This is a genomic window from Pseudomonas knackmussii B13 (assembly GCF_000689415.1).
In the GTDB taxonomy this organism is placed as follows: Bacteria; Pseudomonadota; Gammaproteobacteria; order Pseudomonadales; family Pseudomonadaceae; genus Pseudomonas; species Pseudomonas knackmussii.
In genome coordinates this window covers 4,960,247-4,974,757 of the sequence record NZ_HG322950.1, presented here as the reverse complement: position 1 = coordinate 4,974,757, position 14,511 = coordinate 4,960,247, and the positions used below count along the sequence as shown (strand labels likewise).

At 67.1% G+C, this 14,511-nt stretch carries 10 protein-coding genes and 1 pseudogene; 3 read left to right on the top strand and 8 right to left on the bottom strand.

The window, feature by feature from the left end; all coding sequences use genetic code 11:
• Positions 1 to 43: 43 nt before the first annotated feature.
• Positions 44 to 1,787, top strand: a pseudogene (locus PKB_RS23265) (PTS fructose-like transporter subunit IIB).
• A 586-nt stretch (positions 1,788 to 2,373) separates the two neighbouring features.
• Here PKB_RS23265 and PKB_RS23260 read toward each other — a convergent pair.
• From PKB_RS23260 to arnB, 8 genes are all read right to left on the bottom strand, one after another.
• Positions 2,374 to 3,732 carry a UDP-glucose dehydrogenase family protein gene (locus PKB_RS23260; RefSeq protein WP_043254923.1) on the bottom strand — a complete coding sequence of 453 codons (1,359 nt, stop codon included), beginning with the start codon at positions 3,730 to 3,732 and terminating at the stop codon, positions 2,374 to 2,376.
• 82 nt (positions 3,733 to 3,814) lie between these two features.
• The gene (arnF, locus tag PKB_RS23255) at positions 3,815 to 4,219 is read right to left on the bottom strand and encodes a 4-amino-4-deoxy-L-arabinose-phosphoundecaprenol flippase subunit ArnF (RefSeq protein WP_043254921.1); all 405 of its coding nucleotides are present in this window, start codon (positions 4,217 to 4,219) and stop codon (positions 3,815 to 3,817) included.
• A gap of 34 nt (positions 4,220 to 4,253) precedes the next feature.
• Entirely contained in the window at positions 4,254 to 4,583 is a 330-nt protein-coding gene (arnE, locus tag PKB_RS23250) for a 4-amino-4-deoxy-L-arabinose-phosphoundecaprenol flippase subunit ArnE (RefSeq protein ID WP_043254920.1), read from the bottom strand.
• Entirely contained in the window at positions 4,580 to 6,226 is a 1,647-nt protein-coding gene (gene arnT / locus PKB_RS23245; RefSeq protein ID WP_043254918.1) for a lipid IV(A) 4-amino-4-deoxy-L-arabinosyltransferase, read from the bottom strand. Before arnT ends, arnE begins: the two co-directional genes overlap by 4 nt.
• The gene (arnD, locus tag PKB_RS23240) at positions 6,223 to 7,104 is read right to left on the bottom strand and encodes a 4-deoxy-4-formamido-L-arabinose-phosphoundecaprenol deformylase (RefSeq protein ID WP_043254917.1); all 882 of its coding nucleotides are present in this window, start codon (positions 7,102 to 7,104) and stop codon (positions 6,223 to 6,225) included. The genes arnT and arnD overlap by 4 nt, the downstream gene beginning before the upstream one ends.
• Entirely contained in the window at positions 7,104 to 9,113 is a 2,010-nt protein-coding gene (arnA, locus tag PKB_RS23235) for a bifunctional UDP-4-amino-4-deoxy-L-arabinose formyltransferase/UDP-glucuronic acid oxidase ArnA (protein WP_043254915.1), read from the bottom strand. Before arnA ends, arnD begins: the two co-directional genes overlap by 1 nt.
• Complete coding sequence (gene arnC, locus PKB_RS23230) at positions 9,110 to 10,117, bottom strand: undecaprenyl-phosphate 4-deoxy-4-formamido-L-arabinose transferase (protein WP_043254914.1); 1,008 nt, start codon at positions 10,115 to 10,117, stop codon at positions 9,110 to 9,112. Before arnC ends, arnA begins: the two co-directional genes overlap by 4 nt.
• A gap of 6 nt (positions 10,118 to 10,123) precedes the next feature.
• Positions 10,124 to 11,263 carry a UDP-4-amino-4-deoxy-L-arabinose aminotransferase gene (arnB, locus tag PKB_RS23225; RefSeq protein ID WP_043254912.1) on the bottom strand — a complete coding sequence of 380 codons (1,140 nt, stop codon included), beginning with the start codon at positions 11,261 to 11,263 and terminating at the stop codon, positions 10,124 to 10,126.
• A gap of 337 nt (positions 11,264 to 11,600) precedes the next feature.
• On the opposite strand from arnB, the gene PKB_RS30390 reads away from it, so the two are divergent.
• Together PKB_RS30390 and PKB_RS23215 are read left to right on the top strand one after the other, a co-directional pair.
• The gene (locus PKB_RS30390; protein ID WP_043254910.1) at positions 11,601 to 13,637 is read left to right on the top strand and encodes an aminotransferase class I/II-fold pyridoxal phosphate-dependent enzyme; all 2,037 of its coding nucleotides are present in this window, start codon (positions 11,601 to 11,603) and stop codon (positions 13,635 to 13,637) included.
• Between the two features lie 71 nt (positions 13,638 to 13,708).
• Positions 13,709 to 14,497, top strand: a complete 789-nt coding sequence (locus tag PKB_RS23215; protein ID WP_043254908.1) for a transporter substrate-binding domain-containing protein — start codon at positions 13,709 to 13,711, stop codon at positions 14,495 to 14,497.
• Positions 14,498 to 14,511: the final 14 nt, after the last annotated feature.

Genomic DNA, 14,511 nt, shown 5'->3' with positions numbered 1-14,511 from the left:
CCGCTTGCGGGCCCGAGGTGGCGCCATAACAAGAGGTACGACGATGAAACTTGCCCTGATCACTGCCTGCCCCAACGGCCAGGTCACCAGCCTGCTCAGCGCGCGCCTGTTGCGCGCCGCCGCCGAACGCATGGGCTGGTCGGTGTGCGTCGAGAGCAACGAGCCGCAACGCCCGGAACTGCGCTTGAGCGCCGAGCAGATCGCCGCTGCCGAGCTGGTCGTGGTGATCAGCCCGCAGCCGCAGGATCTGGCGCGCTTTGCCGGCAAGCGCCTGTTGGCAGGCGCGCCCCGCCGAAGCGCTGAGCGACCCCGCTGCCTTCCTGCAACGCGCTGCTGCCCAAGCGCAACCCTGGCAGGGCAATGCCGAAACGCAGGCACCTGTGCCGGCCAAGGTGGCGCGAGTGGTGGCGATCACCGCCTGCCCGACCGGAGTGGCGCACACCTTCATGGCCGCCGAGGCGCTGCAGCAGGCGGCGCAGAAACTGGGCTGGGACCTGAAGGTGGAAACCCAGGGCTCGGTCGGCGCGCGCAACCCGCTGGCCGCCGAGGACATCGCCGCCGCCGACGTGGTGCTGCTGGCCACGGATATCGAAGTGAACACCGAGCGTTTCGCCGGCAAGCGCATCTTCCGCTGCGGCACCGGCGTGGCGCTCAAGCAGCCCGAAGCGATGCTGCGCAAGGCGCTGGAGGCGGGCGTCGAGGAAAGCGCTGCGAACACCGCGGGAGCTACGGCCAAGCCGGTGAAGGGCGAGGCGCGCGGTCTGTACAAGCACCTGCTGACCGGCGTGTCCTTCATGCTGCCGATGGTGGTCGCCGGCGGCCTGCTGATCGCGCTGTCCTTCGTCTTCGGCATCACGGCATTCAAGGAACCGGGCACCCTGGCCGCCGCGCTGATGCAGATCGGCGGCGAGACCGCCTTCAAGCTGATGGTGCCGATGCTCGCCGGCTACATCGCCTGGTCCATCGCCGACCGCCCGGGGTTGGCGCCGGGGATGATCGGCGGCCTGCTGGCCAGCAGCCTGGGCGCGGGTTTCCTCGGCGGCATAGTCGCCGGCCTGCTCGCCGGCTATTCGGCGAAGGCGGTCAGCCAGTACCTCAAGCTGCCGCAGAGCCTGGAGGCACTCAAGCCGATCCTGCTGATCCCGCTGCTGTGCAGCCTGTTCACCGGGCTGGTGATGATCTACGTCGTGGGCAAGCCGGTGGCCGGGCTGATGACGGCGCTGACCGACTTCCTCGCCGGCATGGGTACCGCCAACGCCATCCTGCTCGGCCTGCTGCTCGGCGGGATGATGTGCGTCGACCTGGGCGGGCCGATCAACAAGGCGGCCTACGCCTTCTCCGTCGGCCTGCTCGCCTCGCAGAGCTACGCACCGATGGCCGCGACCATGGCGGCCGGCATGGTGCCGCCGATCGGCATGGGCATCGCCACCCTGCTGGCCCGGCGCAAGTTCGCCCAGAGCGAACGGGAGGCCGGCAAGGCGGCGCTGGTGCTGGGGCTGTGCTTCATCTCCGAAGGCGCGATTCCCTTCGCTGCGAAGGATCCGCTACGAGTTATACCGGCCAGCATCGCCGGCGGTGCGCTGACCGGCGCGCTGTCAATGTTCTTCGGCTGCAAGTTGCTGGCGCCGCACGGCGGGCTGTTCGTGCTGCTGATCCCCAACGCGATCAACCACGCGCTGATGTACCTGCTGGCGATTGCCGCGGGGAGTGTGGTGACGGGTGTGCTTTACGCGGTGCTCAAGCGGGACGAGTCGGCATTGCCGATGGCGGTGCCGGAGCGGGCGTGAGGTTTGGGCAGGCTACCGCCTGCTGATCGCAGACAAGGTCCGCTACGCCCATCCGTCTTCCCCGCGAACGCGGGGACCCAGAGATTGGAGTTGCAGCCCGGCACAACGGCGGATAACCCCTTCGGGGTTATTCGCCCTACCAGAGCTGCACCGCAGGCGGCTCTTGCTCTCGGACTTCCAGCGAAACATCCAAGCACGCCGAACGCCCCTTTCAGAAGGCCGAGCGAAACCCCCGTAGAGGAGGTCGGGCGACATGGATGTCGCGCAAGCCCCGATTTGTACAGGGACGTACTTTCGGGGCGGGCCTCCGGTGCGGGGGAGTTCGTGAGGGTAGCCCGGCTTCATCGGGCCCGTATGACGGGGCAAGCGTTCTTGGTTACTTCTTTGGCGTTTGAAAGAAGTGACTCGCCGAGAGGCGAAACAAAGACTCTCCGAACACACATAAGCGGCGCAGAAACACGAAGCCTTTTGGATCCCCGCGTTCACTGGGAAGACGAGGTTGGAGATCGGCGCGGAATCAGGTTCGCAAACAAGAACTAGGCGTCGGCTCGCTCCTACGCAGGGCAGGAGCGAGTTGGGGCGGGGATCAGCCGCGGGGCGTCGGCACCGGCAGGCGATGGGAATCGCCGCGGCCCATCGGGAAGTACTCGAAGCCGTAGCGCGCCAGGCGCTCGGGATCGTAGAGGTTGCGGCCGTCGAAGATCACCGGGGCTTTCAGCTGACTGGCCAGCAGCTTGAAGTCCGGCGCCTTGAACTGCTGCCACTCGGTGCAGACGATCAGCGCGTCGGAGCCGCCCAGGACCGCTTCCGGGGTGCCCATCAGGGTCAGGCGCTCGTCGTGGCCATACAGGCGCTGGGCCTCGGACATGGCTTCCGGGTCGAAGGCGCGGACCTTGGCGCCGGCTTGCCACAGCGCTTCCATCAGGTCGCGGCTCGGCGCGTCGCGCATGTCGTCGGTGTTCGGCTTGAACGACAGGCCCCAGAGGGCGAAGGTGCGGCCGGCGAGGTCGCCCTTGTAGTAGGCCTTGATGCGTTCGAACAGCTTGTTCTTCTGCCGGCGGTTCACTTCTTCCACGGCGCGCAGCAGGTCGTTCGAGCAGTTCGCTTCCGCGGCGGTGTGGATCAGCGCCTGGACGTCCTTCGGGAAGCAGGAGCCGCCATAGCCGCAGCCGGGGTAGATGAAGTGGTAGCCGATGCGCACGTCGGCGCCCATGCCCAGGCGCACCGACTCGATGTCGGCACCCAGGTGCTCGGCCAGCTCGGCGATCTGGTTGATGAAGCTGATCTTGGTCGCCAGCATGCAGTTCGCCGCGTACTTGGTCAGCTCGGCGCTGCGCAGGTTCATGGCGATGGTGCGGTCGTGGTTGCGGTTGAAGGGCGCGTAGATCTCGCGCATCACGTCCAGCACTTCGTTGCTGTCGCAGCCGATGATGATGCGGTCGGGGCGGCGGCAGTCGGCCAGGGCCGAACCTTCCTTGAGGAATTCGGGGTTGGAGACGATATCGAATTTCAGCGTGCGGCCGCTGTCGGCCAGGATCTTCTCGATATGGGCCTTGATGCGGTCGCCGGTGCCCACCGGGACGGTGGATTTCTCGACGATCACCACCGGCTCGCTGCGGTGACGGGCGATGCCTTCGGCAACGGCGAACACCGCGCTGAGGTTGGCCGAACCGTCGTCGCTGGGCGGGGTGCCTACGGCGATGAACTGCACCAGGCCGTGGGCCGCGGCGGTGGCGACGTCGCTGGTGAAGTGCAGGCGGCCGGCTTCCAGGTTCTCTTTCACCAGTTCAGCCAGGCCCGGCTCGAAGATGCTGATCTGGCCGCGCTTGAGCTTGGCGATCTTGTCCTCGTCGATGTCCATGCAGACCACGTCGTGGCCCACTTCCGCCATCACCGCGGCCTGCACCAGGCCCACATAACCGATACCGAATACGCTGATTTTCATACGGGACATCCCAAAGCTTGCAAATGATGCGCTGGCGCCGGCATCGCCTCGCCGCGCGGGGCGGCAGCATGCGGGCAATTCATTACGGTTGATCCATCGTCGGGCGCGGGCTGTTGATCGCCAGCACGCCGGCGATCACCAGGCCTACGCCCAGCGTCTTGAACAGGCTCAGGCTTTCCCCGAATCCGGGCAGCAGGGCTGCGCCGAGGTAGACCAGAGCGTAGCTGATGCTCAGCAGCGAATAGGCGCGGCCGAGCGGTAGAAACTTGAGCGCGCCGAGCCAGCACAGCATCGACAGCGCGTAGGCCAGTACGGCGCAGAGCAGCACGCCGAGCATCGGCAGCAGGCTGGTATCCAGCGCTTGCAGGGCATTCAGCCATTCCTGTGGTGCCGGCAGGCGGCTCATGGCCCAGCGCATGCCGAGCTGCGCCGAGCTGACCAGGGCGACGCTGCCCAGGGCGAGAATGAAGCCGGTCGCGCGGCTCATGCCTGCACTCCCAGCAGCACCACGCCGCCGCCGATCAGCAGGATGCCGAGCCAATGGCCAGCAGGAGGCGGAGCCAATGGCGGGCATCGACCGGCTCGCGGAACAGGTAGCGCGCGGCGAGGGTGACCAATACGAAGTTGATGCTCAACATCGGGTAGGCGATGCCCACCGGCAGGCGTTGCAGCACCAGCAGCCAGGCCAGCAGGCCGAAGCCCAGGCAGGCGATGGCCAGCAGCAGCCATGGCGACAGAATTTTCTGCAGGGCGCTGTGCTCGCGTGCGCTCCAACTCTCCACGGCCAGTTTCTGGGCGATCTGGCCGAGGCAGGTGAGCAGGCAGGCGATGGCGAGCAGCAGGGCGGTCATGGTGCGGCCTGTGGAATCAGCAGGAACACCAGGTGGTTTTCCCGGTAGCTGATGGAGTCCTTGGGCATCAGCGCGAGCTCGGCTTCGTCGCCGGCGCTGTTGACCCGCATGATGACGCCTACCGAGCCCTGTTTGCGGGCCTCGGCGAGCCAGGCGGGGAATTCCTCGAGACTGAGCGTGCGGCCCTTGGCGTCCGGTTGGGACAGGCCGTACTTCAGCTCGCCCACGGTGTTGAGCAGCTGGATGTTGGCGCGACCGGTGCGCCAGGCCAGCGCCGAGGCGGTGCCCAGGTCGTTGCTCAGCAAGGTGTGCGCGGAGGCGAGCTGGTCCTGGTACTGGGCGATGAACTGGTCGGGCATCTTGCTGTTGACGATCTTCTCCGGCATGGCCGCCGGCACCACCGCCACCAGCAGCCAGGCCGCCACCGCCGGCGCGGCCCAGAGGGCGGGGGGGGGGGCCAGCTGCAGGCCGCCGCAGACGGCCCAGGCCAGGCACACCAGGCCGACCAGCAGAACGCTAGCGGTCTGGTGGTGGTAAACCGGCTTGTGCAGCTGGATGAACACCAGTCCGCCCAGGGCCAGCAGGCCGCCGACCAGGTTCAGCCAGCCGTTGAAGCGCAGCACGCGCAGGCGTCCGCTCTCCAGGGCTGCGAGCACTGCGTCGGCCATCAGCAGGGCGAGCGGGGCGAAGCAGGGCATGGTGTAGGTCGGCAGCTTGCCCTTGGCCAGGCTGAAGAACAGGAAGGGCATGGCGAACCACAGCAGCAGGAACACCGCATGCGGTTGGCGGCGCTGCGCCCAGCCGCGGGCGAATGCCGAGGGAATCAGCAGGGCCCAGGGCAGGGCGCTGGCGAACAGCAGCGGCACGAAGAACCAGAATGGCCGTGAATGCTGGGCGTCTTCACCGGCGAAGCGGCGGATGTGCTCGTGCCAGAAGAAGAAGTTCCAGAAGTCCGGCTCGCGGGCGTAGATCGCCAGGCCCCAGGGCAGGCTTAGCAGCACGGCGACCAGCACCGCCAGCGGGCCGTAGCCGAAGAGTTCGCGCCAGCGACCCAGCCAGAATACATAGGGCAGGGCGACCAGCACCGGCAGCAGGCCGGCGAGGAATCCCTTGGTCATGAAGCCCATGGCGCAGGCGGCGCCCAGCAGGCCCCAGGCGAGCAGCCGGCCGCGCCGGTCCTCGGCCTGGAAGGCCAGCCAGAGCGCGGCGATGCTGAGGTTGGTCCACAGGGTGAACTGCGGGTCCATGTTGCTGTAGCCGGCCTGTCCTGCGATCAACGCGAAGCTGGCGTAGAGCAGCGCCGCGACTTCGCCGCGACGGCTGTCGGGCCACATGCGGCGGCCGACGAAGAGCACCATCAGGGTGCTGGCCAGGGTCACCACGACCGAGGCGATGCGCACGCCGAAGAGGTTCTCGCCGAACAGCATCTGGCCGAGCGCGACCAGCCAGTAGCCGGCGATGGGCTTCTCGAAGTAGCGCAGGCCGAGGAAGTGCGGCGACACCCAGTCGCCGCTGTGCAGGATGGCCTGGGAGATCTGCGCGTAGCGCGACTCGTCGGGGATCCACAGGCCATGCAGGCCTAGCGGGACGATGAAGAACAGCAGCAATACCGCGACTGCCAGTGGCCAGAAGCGCTGGGTCATCGTTGGACCCCGAGCCAGCCCTCGCGGCCTTCCAGCGTGCCGCGCGTCAGTTGGCCCGCGGGGAGCGCCGCCGGATCGGTCGGCAGCAGCTGGCCCAGCGGCTGGAAATGAATGTCGCCCTGCCGGGCGCGGCCCAGCAACTGGCGGAATTGTTCTGCCATGAGGATTCCTTCCACTTCGGCATGAATGGTGTAGACGTTCAGTGCGTCGGCCCTGAAGCGCCGCAGGATGAAGTCGTTGAAGTCGGCGGCGGCCAGGTTCGGGCCTACCACTTCGTCGTAGGTCGGCATGTCCACCGGGACCTGCGCGGTGCCCAGGCTGCCGTCCGCCAGGCGCGGGCGGAACAGCGAGGTGCCGCGGCAATCGCTGTTGTAGCGGAAGCCGAAGGCTTCCTTGGCTTGCACGGTGCGTTCGTCGGCGCGCCAGCCGGCTACGGCCGAGCAGTCCACGCGCTGGCCGAGGATGTCGCTGAGGGTGTCCACCCCGAGCGCGATCTGCTTGTGCAGCTGATCGGCGCTCCAGGTGCCGGCGTTGGCCTGCCAGCCGTGGTGGTCCCAGGCGTGCAGGCCGACCTCGTGGCCGGCCTCCTGGGCTTTGCGCATCAGGTGGCCGAAATCGCGACCGATCGGCTTGCCGGGCCAGGCGGTGCCGGCCAGCAGGATGTCCCAGCCATAGAGGCTGGCGGCCTTGGAACGCAGCATCTTCCAGAAGAACTGCGGACGCACCAGGCGCCACAGGTGCCGGCCCATGTTGTCCGGGCCGACGCTGAAGAAGAAGGTCGCCTTGATTCCGGCTTCGTCGAGCAGTTCGAGCAACCGCGGCACGCCTTCACGGGTGCCGCGGTAGGTGTCGACGTCGATGCGCAGACCCGCCTGCATCAGGCGTTGTTCCCCGCCTTCGCCGCCTTGGCTGCTTCCTGCTCGGCGATGGCCTCGCGGAGGAAGAAGTCCAGGGTCTTGGCGATGGTTTCGCGCATGTGCACGGTCGGTTCCCAGTTCAGCAGGCGGCGAGCGTTCTCGATGCTCGGCTTGCGGTGCGACACGTCCTGGTAGCCGTCGCCGTAGAAGGTGCGGCTTTCCACTTCGCGGAAGCCGGCGAAGGGCGGGAAGTTGCTACGCAGCGGGTGGGCTTCGAACTGGCGCAGCAGCTCCTCGCCCAGCTCACGGATGCTGGCTTCGTTGTCCGGGTTGCCGATGTTGACGATCTGCCCGTTGCAGCGGCCGCCTTCGTTGTCGACGATGCGCGCCAGCGCCTCGATGCCGTCCACCACGTCGGTGAAGCAGCGCTTCTGCGCGCCGCCGTCGACTAGGCGGATCGGGGTGCCTTCCACGAGGTGCAGGATCAGCTGGGTGATGGCGCGCGAGGAGCCGATGCGCGCGGAGTCCAGGCGGTCCAGGCGCGGGCCCATCCAGTTGAACGGACGGAACAGGGTGAAGCTCAGGCCCTTCTGGCCGTAGGCCCAGATGACGCGGTCGAGCAGTTGCTTGGAGACCGAGTAGATCCAGCGCTGCTTGTTGATCGGGCCGACCACCAGGTTCGACTTGTCTTCGTCGAAGTTCGGGTCGGTGCACATGCCGTACACCTCGGAGGTCGAGGGGAAGATCACGCGCTTGTTGTACTTCACGCAGTAGCGGACCAGCTTGAGGTTTTCCTCGAAGTCCAGTTCGAACACGCGCAGCGGGTTGCGGGTGTATTCGATCGGGGTGGCGATGGCCACCAGCGGCAGGACCACGTCGCACTTCTTGATGTGGTACTCGATCCACTCGGTATGGATGCTGATGTCGCCTTCGACGAAGTGGAAGTCCGGGTTGGTCTTCAGGCGCTCGATGGCGTCCGAGCCGATGTCCAGGCCGTAGACCTCGTAGTTGCCGTCGCGCAGCAGGCGCTCGGACAGGTGGTTGCCGATGAAGCCGTTGACGCCGAGGATCAGCACGCGGGTCTTGCGCTTGGGCTTGCTCACCGAATACAGCTTCGAGCCTTCCACCAGGCCCATTTCGCGGGCCAGTTGCGGGCCGGCGAGGAACAGGCCGGCGTCGCCTTGCTGGCCGGCGAGGACTTCAAGGCTGTCCTGGCCGCAGGCGATGCGCAGCGGATCGGCGCTCAGCACGCTGCCGGCCGGGCGGCCGTCGTTGCCGGCGACCACTTTCGAGCTCCAGACGATCAGCTTGCGCTCGCCGACCGGGGCGAAGGCGCCCGGGTACGGCTGGGTGACTGCGCGCACCAGGTTGTGCAGTTCGCGGGCCGGGCGGTTCCAGTCGATCTGGCCGTCGGCCGGGGTGCGGCGGCCGAAGTAGCTGGCCTTGCTCTCGTCCTGTGCGGTTTCCTGGACGTCACCCTTGAGCAGCGCCGGCAGGGTCTTGCCGAGCAGCTCGCGGGAGGCTTCGCGCAGCTTGCCGTGCAGGCTCAGCGCGGTGTCTTCGTCAGCGATGGCGACGCGTTGCTGGGCGACGATGGCGCCGGCGTCCGGGCGCTTGACCATGCGGTGCAGGGTCACGCCGGTCTCGGTCTCGCCGTTGACCAGCACCCAGTTCGCCGGGGCGCGGCCACGGTAGCGCGGCAGCAGCGAGCCGTGCAGGTTGAAGGCGCCTTGGCTGGCGCAGGCCAGCAGCTCTTCGCCGAGCAGGTTGCGGTAGTAGAAGGAGAAGATGTACTGCGGCTGCAGTTCGCGGATGCGCGAGATCCACAGCGGGTGGTTGACGTCTTCCGGCGCGTGCACCGGGATGCCGCGCAGGGCGCAGAGCTGGGCTACCGAGCCGAAGAAGCGGTTCTCGCGCGGGTCGTCCGCGTGGGTGAAGACAGCATCGATCTGGTAGCCAGCGGCCAACAGGGCCTCGATGCCGGCGCAGCCGATGTCGTGATAGGCGAAAACGATGGTCTTGGCGGTCATTTGGCGAGGGACTCAACTACAGGAGAAAGGGATGCGGGGGTGTTGCCAGGCAGGGCCTGGCCGCGCAGCACGCGCTCGACGAAGAAACGTGGGCGGGCCCGTACGTCGTTGTAGACGCGGCCCAGGTATTCGCCGAGCAGGCCCATGCCGACCAGCTGTACCCCGGTGAACATGAACAGCACGGCGAAGAGTACGAACACGCCGTCGCCGGCCCAGGCGGCGCCGAACAGCACGCGCAGCATGAGCAGCAGCAGGCCGAAGGCGAAACCGGCCAGTGCCATGCCGCCACCGACCAGGCTGAGCAGGCGCAGCGGGGTGGTGGTCATGCAGGTGACCAGGTCGAACATCAGGTTGATCAGGCGCAGGAAGTCGTATTTCGACTCGCCATGCTCGCGCTCGGCGTGGCCGACCATGATCTCGGTGGTGTGGCGGGCGAAGCTGTTGGCCAGGATCGGGATGAAGGTGCTGCGCTCGCGGCAGGCCAGCATGGCTTCGACGATGCCACGGCGGTAGGCGCGCAGCATGCAGCCGTAGTCGCTCATGGCGACGCCGGTGGAGCGCTGCACGGCCATGTTGATGAGGCGCGACGGCCAGCGGCGCAGGGCCGAGTCCTGGCGATTCTGGCGGACGGTGCCGACCACGTCGTAGCCCAGCGCGGCCTGCTCGACCAGGCGCGGGATTTCTTCCGGCGGGTTCTGCAGGTCGGCGTCGATGGTGATCACCACGTCGCCGCTGCAATGCTCGAAGCCGGCCATGATCGCCGCGTGCTGGCCGTAGTTGCGGTTGAGGATGACTGCCAGCACGTGGCTGCCAGGCGCCTCGGCGGCTTCCTGGAGGAGCTCGGCGGAGCGGTCGCGGCTACCGTCGTCGATCAGCACGATCTCGTAGTCGCGGCCGAGCTGGCGGCAGGCCGCGTCGGTGCGGCGCAGCAGCTCGGGCAGGCTGGCTTCTTCGTTGTAGACGGGGATGACCACGGAGACGCGGTCGATCGGATAGGGTTTCACGAGCTATTACCGAAGGATGGTTTCGAAGGCCCCGACCACACGGTCCAGATCGGCGTCGGTCATGTCGGGGAACAGCGGGATCGAGCACAGCCGCGCCGAGTTCCACTCGGTGTTGGGCAGGCTGACCCCGGGGAAGCGTTGGCGGTACCAGGTGTGCAGGTGGGTGGCGACGAAGTGGATGCCGGTGCCGATCTGGTGTTGCTGCAGGGCCTGCATGAAGGCCTCGCGGTTCATGCCGCAGGCGTCTTCGTCGATACGCACGATGAACAGGTGCCAGGCATGCTGTTGCGGGTAATCCGGCAGGGCCAGCGGCTGCACCGGCAGGTGCGCCAGGCGCTCGCGGTAGGCCAGGGCCAGTTCGGTGCGGCGCGCGTTGATCTCGTCCAGGCGGTGCAGCTGCACCAGCGCTATGGCCGCGTTGATGTCGGTCAGGTTGTACTTGAAACCCGGCTCCACCACCTGCGCCTGCGGCTTGCGGCCGTGGGTCAGGCGGTCATAGGCGTCCACGCCCAGGCCGTGGAACTTCAAGGTGCGCACGCGATTGGCCAGGGCCTCGTCGTCGGTGACGAACATGCCGCCTTCCGCGCAGGTCATGTTCTTGATCGCGTGGAAGGAGAAGATCGCCGAGCCGCGCGAGCCGACATGACGGCCTTTGTAACGGGTGCCGGCGGCGTGGGCGGCGTCCTCGATCACGGCGATGCCGTGCTTCTCGGCCAGGGCGTAGAGCGGGTCGAGGTCGAAAGAGGCGCCGGCGTAGTGCACCGGGATGATCGCCTTGGTGCGCGGGGTGATGGCCGCTTCGATGCGCGCGGCGTCGGTCATCAGGGTGTCGCGGTCGACATCGACGAACACCGGGGTAGCGCCGAGCAGGCAGATCATGTTGGCGGTGGACACCCAGGTCTGCGACGGGGTGATGACCTCGTCACCCGGGCCGATGCCCAGCGCCAGCAGGGCGATGTGCATGCCGCCGGTGGCGGAGGCGACGGCTACCGCGTGCTTGCAGCCGACGTATTCGGCGAAGCGCTGCTCCAGGGCCTGGTTCTTCGGTCCGGTGGTGATCCAGCCGGAGCCCAGTACCTCGGTGACGGCTTGGATTTCCTCGGCACCGATGCTCGGGCGCGAGAAGGGGAGGAACGCGTTTTCCATGCAATGGCCTCGACTTTGACCGGCAAGCTAACAATTCGGGGTCGAATGCTAGCGAAGTGATCGTTAAGAACCCGTTATGTCCGAGTTCCGAATTTGTCGCTACTTCCTTGAATCCTGAGTGTACCGAGCTGTCGCTTAACTTCCACGGGGGATTTCAGTGCCCGCGAATGGGGCCTGCAGGGCCCGGCCGCTCTATCTCGGGGCGCATTGAACGGCCGCTCAAATTGGCCGGAAAATACTGTTGAACACTCGTTCATTCGGGTCTATGGTGGCTCGCACTGGCCGCCGGACGATGTGTCGCACCGACGGCTTCCGTCATTCCGGGTGAGGCACTTGCATGCGTTATTCGTCGCTTGTGGACAGGATGGTCGGGCCAGGCACTGCTGCCTGGGATATTCACTACGCCGCAACGGCCGCCCAGCGCACCGGCGAAGACGTGATAGTGCTGAGCGTCGGCGATCCGGACTTCGCCACGCCGGAGTTCATCACCGAAGCGGCGGTGACTTCGCTGCGCGCCGGCGATACGCATTACTGCGACGTGGCCGGCCGCCCGGAGCTGCGCCAGGCCATCGCCGATCTCTACCGGCGGCGCTTCGACCTGCAGGTCGCGCCGGACAACGTGATCCTCCTGGCCGGCGCGCAGAACGCCCTGTTCGCCGCCGCGCTCTGCCTGCTGGAGGCGGGGGACGAGGTGATCGTCTTCGACCCGGTCTACGTCACCTACGAAGCTACCCTCAAGGCCACCGGCGCCAAGCTGGTAGCGGTGCCGACCCGTGCCGAGGACGGCTTCCGCCTCGACGCGCAGGCCCTGGCAGCGGCCATCACGCCGCGCACCAAGGCGATCTTCTTCGCCAACCCGAACAACCCCACCGGCGTGGTCATGACTCCGGACGAGCTGCGCGCCATCGCCGCGGTCGCCGAGCGCCACGACCTCTGGGTGGTGGTCGACGAGGTCTACGAGGCGCTGACCTTCGAGCAGCCGCACCAGAGCTTCGCCGCGCTGCCCGGCATGGCCGAACGCACCCTGAGCCTGGGCAGCCTGTCCAAGTCCCACGCCATGACCGGCTGGCGCGCCGGCTGGGTGGTCGCCGAACCCAAGCTGGTGGCGCACATCGAAAACCTCGCGCTGAACATGCTCTACGGCCTGCCGGGCTTCGTGCAGGAGGCCGCGCTGGCGGCGGTCCGCGCCCACGATGAAGTCGCCAGCTCGATGCGCGAGGTCTATCGCCGCCGCCGCGACCTGGTGCTGCAACGGTTGTCGCGCAGCTCGAAGCTCAAGCTGCTTTCGCCGCAGGCCGGGATGTTCGTCATGGTCGATGTGCGCGGCACCGGCCTCAGCTCGCTGGACTTTGCCTGGCAACTGTTCCGCGCCCGTGGCGTGTCGGTGCTCGACGCCGCCGCCTTCGGGCCGCAGGCCAATGGCTTCGTGCGGCTGTCCTTCACCCTCGCCGACGAGACCCTGGCCGAGGCCTGCGAGCGCATCCTCGCGTTCGTCGAAGAGCTGCCGCATGCGCCCGCAGGAGCGGATCTCATCCGCGAACCGAACCGCGCAGCGTCTGATCGCGGACAAGGTCCGCTCCTACAGGAGCCGGCCAAGCCCGCCAGCAACCCGGTAATCGAGGTGGTCGACCTGCACAAGCGCTTCGGCCAGTTCGAGGTGCTCAAGGGCGTTTCGCTCAAGGCCAGCGAAGGCGGTGTGATCTCGCTGATCGGCGCCAGCGGCTCGGGCAAGAGCACCCTGCTGCGCTGCATCAACATGCTGGAAGTGCCGAACGCCGGAACCGTCGCCGTCGATGGCGAGATCATCCGCCTCGACCAGGACCGCCACGGCGAGCCGCGCGTGGCCGACCAGAAGCAACTGACTCGCATCCGCTCGCGGCTGGGCATGGTGTTCCAGAACTTCAACCTGTGGCCGCACCGCACCGTGCTGGAGAACCTGATGGAGGCGCCGACCTTCGTCCTCCACGAGAGCAAGGCCGAGGCTCGCGACCGAGCCGAGGCATTGCTGGCGCGTGTCGGCCTGGCGGAGAAACGCAACGAGTACCCGGCCTTCCTCTCCGGCGGCCAGCAGCAGCGCGTGGCTATTGCCCGCGCCCTGGCAGTGCGACCGAAGGTCATGCTGTTCGACGAGCCGACCTCGGCACTCGACCCGGAGCTGGTCGGCGAAGTGCTGCGGGTGATCCGCTCGCTGGCCGAGGAGGGGCGCACCATGATCCTGGTGACCCACGAGATGGCCTTCGCCCGCGACGTATCCAGCCACGTGGCCTTCCTGCACAAGGGGCTGATCGAGGAGGAGGGCACGCCCGAGGAGGTCTTCGGCCGGCCGCGCAGCGAACGCTGCGGGCAGTTCGTCAACGCGCAGCAGAATCGCTGAACCAGCCGCCCCGCGCGGCTGCCATGAAAAGCTTCGAGCACAACAATCCACAAGAAAGCGGAAGGGGCATCATGAAAAAGAATGGTCTTTGCGGTTGGTTGGTGGGTACGGCATTGCTGGCGTCGGGCATGGCCAGTGCGCAGGCGCAGACCCTGCACTTCGCCCTGGCGGCGGAACCCTATCCGCCGTTCTCGGTGAAGCAGCCGGACGGCAAGTGGACCGGCTTCGAGCCGGACCTGATCCAGAAGGTCTGCGCCGAGCTCAAGGCGCAGTGCGAGATCGACGAAGTGGCCTGGGACGGCATCATCCCGGCCCTGCTGTCGAAGAAGATCGACGTGATCTTCAATTCCATGTCGATCACCGAAGAACGCGAGAAGCAGATCGCCTTCAGCGTGCCCTACTACGACACCCCGGTGGCCGTGGCCGCCCCTGCCGCCAGCGAGATCAAGATCAGCCCCGAGGGCCTGAAGGGCAAGGTGATCGGCGTGCAGACCTCCACCGTGAGCTCCAGCTACCTGAAGAAGTATTACGAGAAGATCGCCGACGTTCGCTACTACGACACCCAGGACTCGGTGAACGCCGACCTGGTGGCCGGGCGCATCGACCTGATGATGGCCGACGGCGTCGCCGTGAAGGCCTTCCTCGATTCCCCGGATGCCAAGGCCGCGGGCATCGTTTCCAAGGGCGAGGTGCCCTACGACCCTGTGTTCGGCCGTGGCGTGGGCGCCGGCCTGCGCAAGGAAGACACCGCGCTGAAGGCGCAGATCGACGACGCCATCGGCAAGCTGCTGGCCAGCGACGACTACAAGCAGCTGTCGAACAAGTACTTCGGCCTGAGCGTAGCGCCCAAGCAGCAGTGATGATCCGGCGCCGC

Coding starts and splice junctions, on each gene's coding strand:
- PKB_RS23260 (WP_043254923.1), bottom strand. CDS start 3,732: ATGAAAATCAGCGTATTCGGTATCGGTTATGTGGGCCTGGTGCAGGCC.
- arnF (WP_043254921.1), bottom strand. CDS start 4,219: ATGAGCCGCGCGACCGGCTTCATTCTCGCCCTGGGCAGCGTCGCCCTG.
- arnE (WP_043254920.1), bottom strand. CDS start 4,583: ATGACCGCCCTGCTGCTCGCCATCGCCTGCCTGCTCACCTGCCTCGGC.
- arnT (WP_043254918.1), bottom strand. CDS start 6,226: ATGACCCAGCGCTTCTGGCCACTGGCAGTCGCGGTATTGCTGCTGTTC.
- arnD (WP_043254917.1), bottom strand. CDS start 7,104: ATGCAGGCGGGTCTGCGCATCGACGTCGACACCTACCGCGGCACCCGT.
- arnA (WP_043254915.1), bottom strand. CDS start 9,113: ATGACCGCCAAGACCATCGTTTTCGCCTATCACGACATCGGCTGCGCC.
- arnB (WP_043254912.1), bottom strand. CDS start 11,263: ATGGAAAACGCGTTCCTCCCCTTCTCGCGCCCGAGCATCGGTGCCGAG.
- PKB_RS30390 (WP_043254910.1), top strand. CDS start 11,601: ATGCGTTATTCGTCGCTTGTGGACAGGATGGTCGGGCCAGGCACTGCT.
- PKB_RS23215 (WP_043254908.1), top strand. CDS start 13,709: ATGAAAAAGAATGGTCTTTGCGGTTGGTTGGTGGGTACGGCATTGCTG.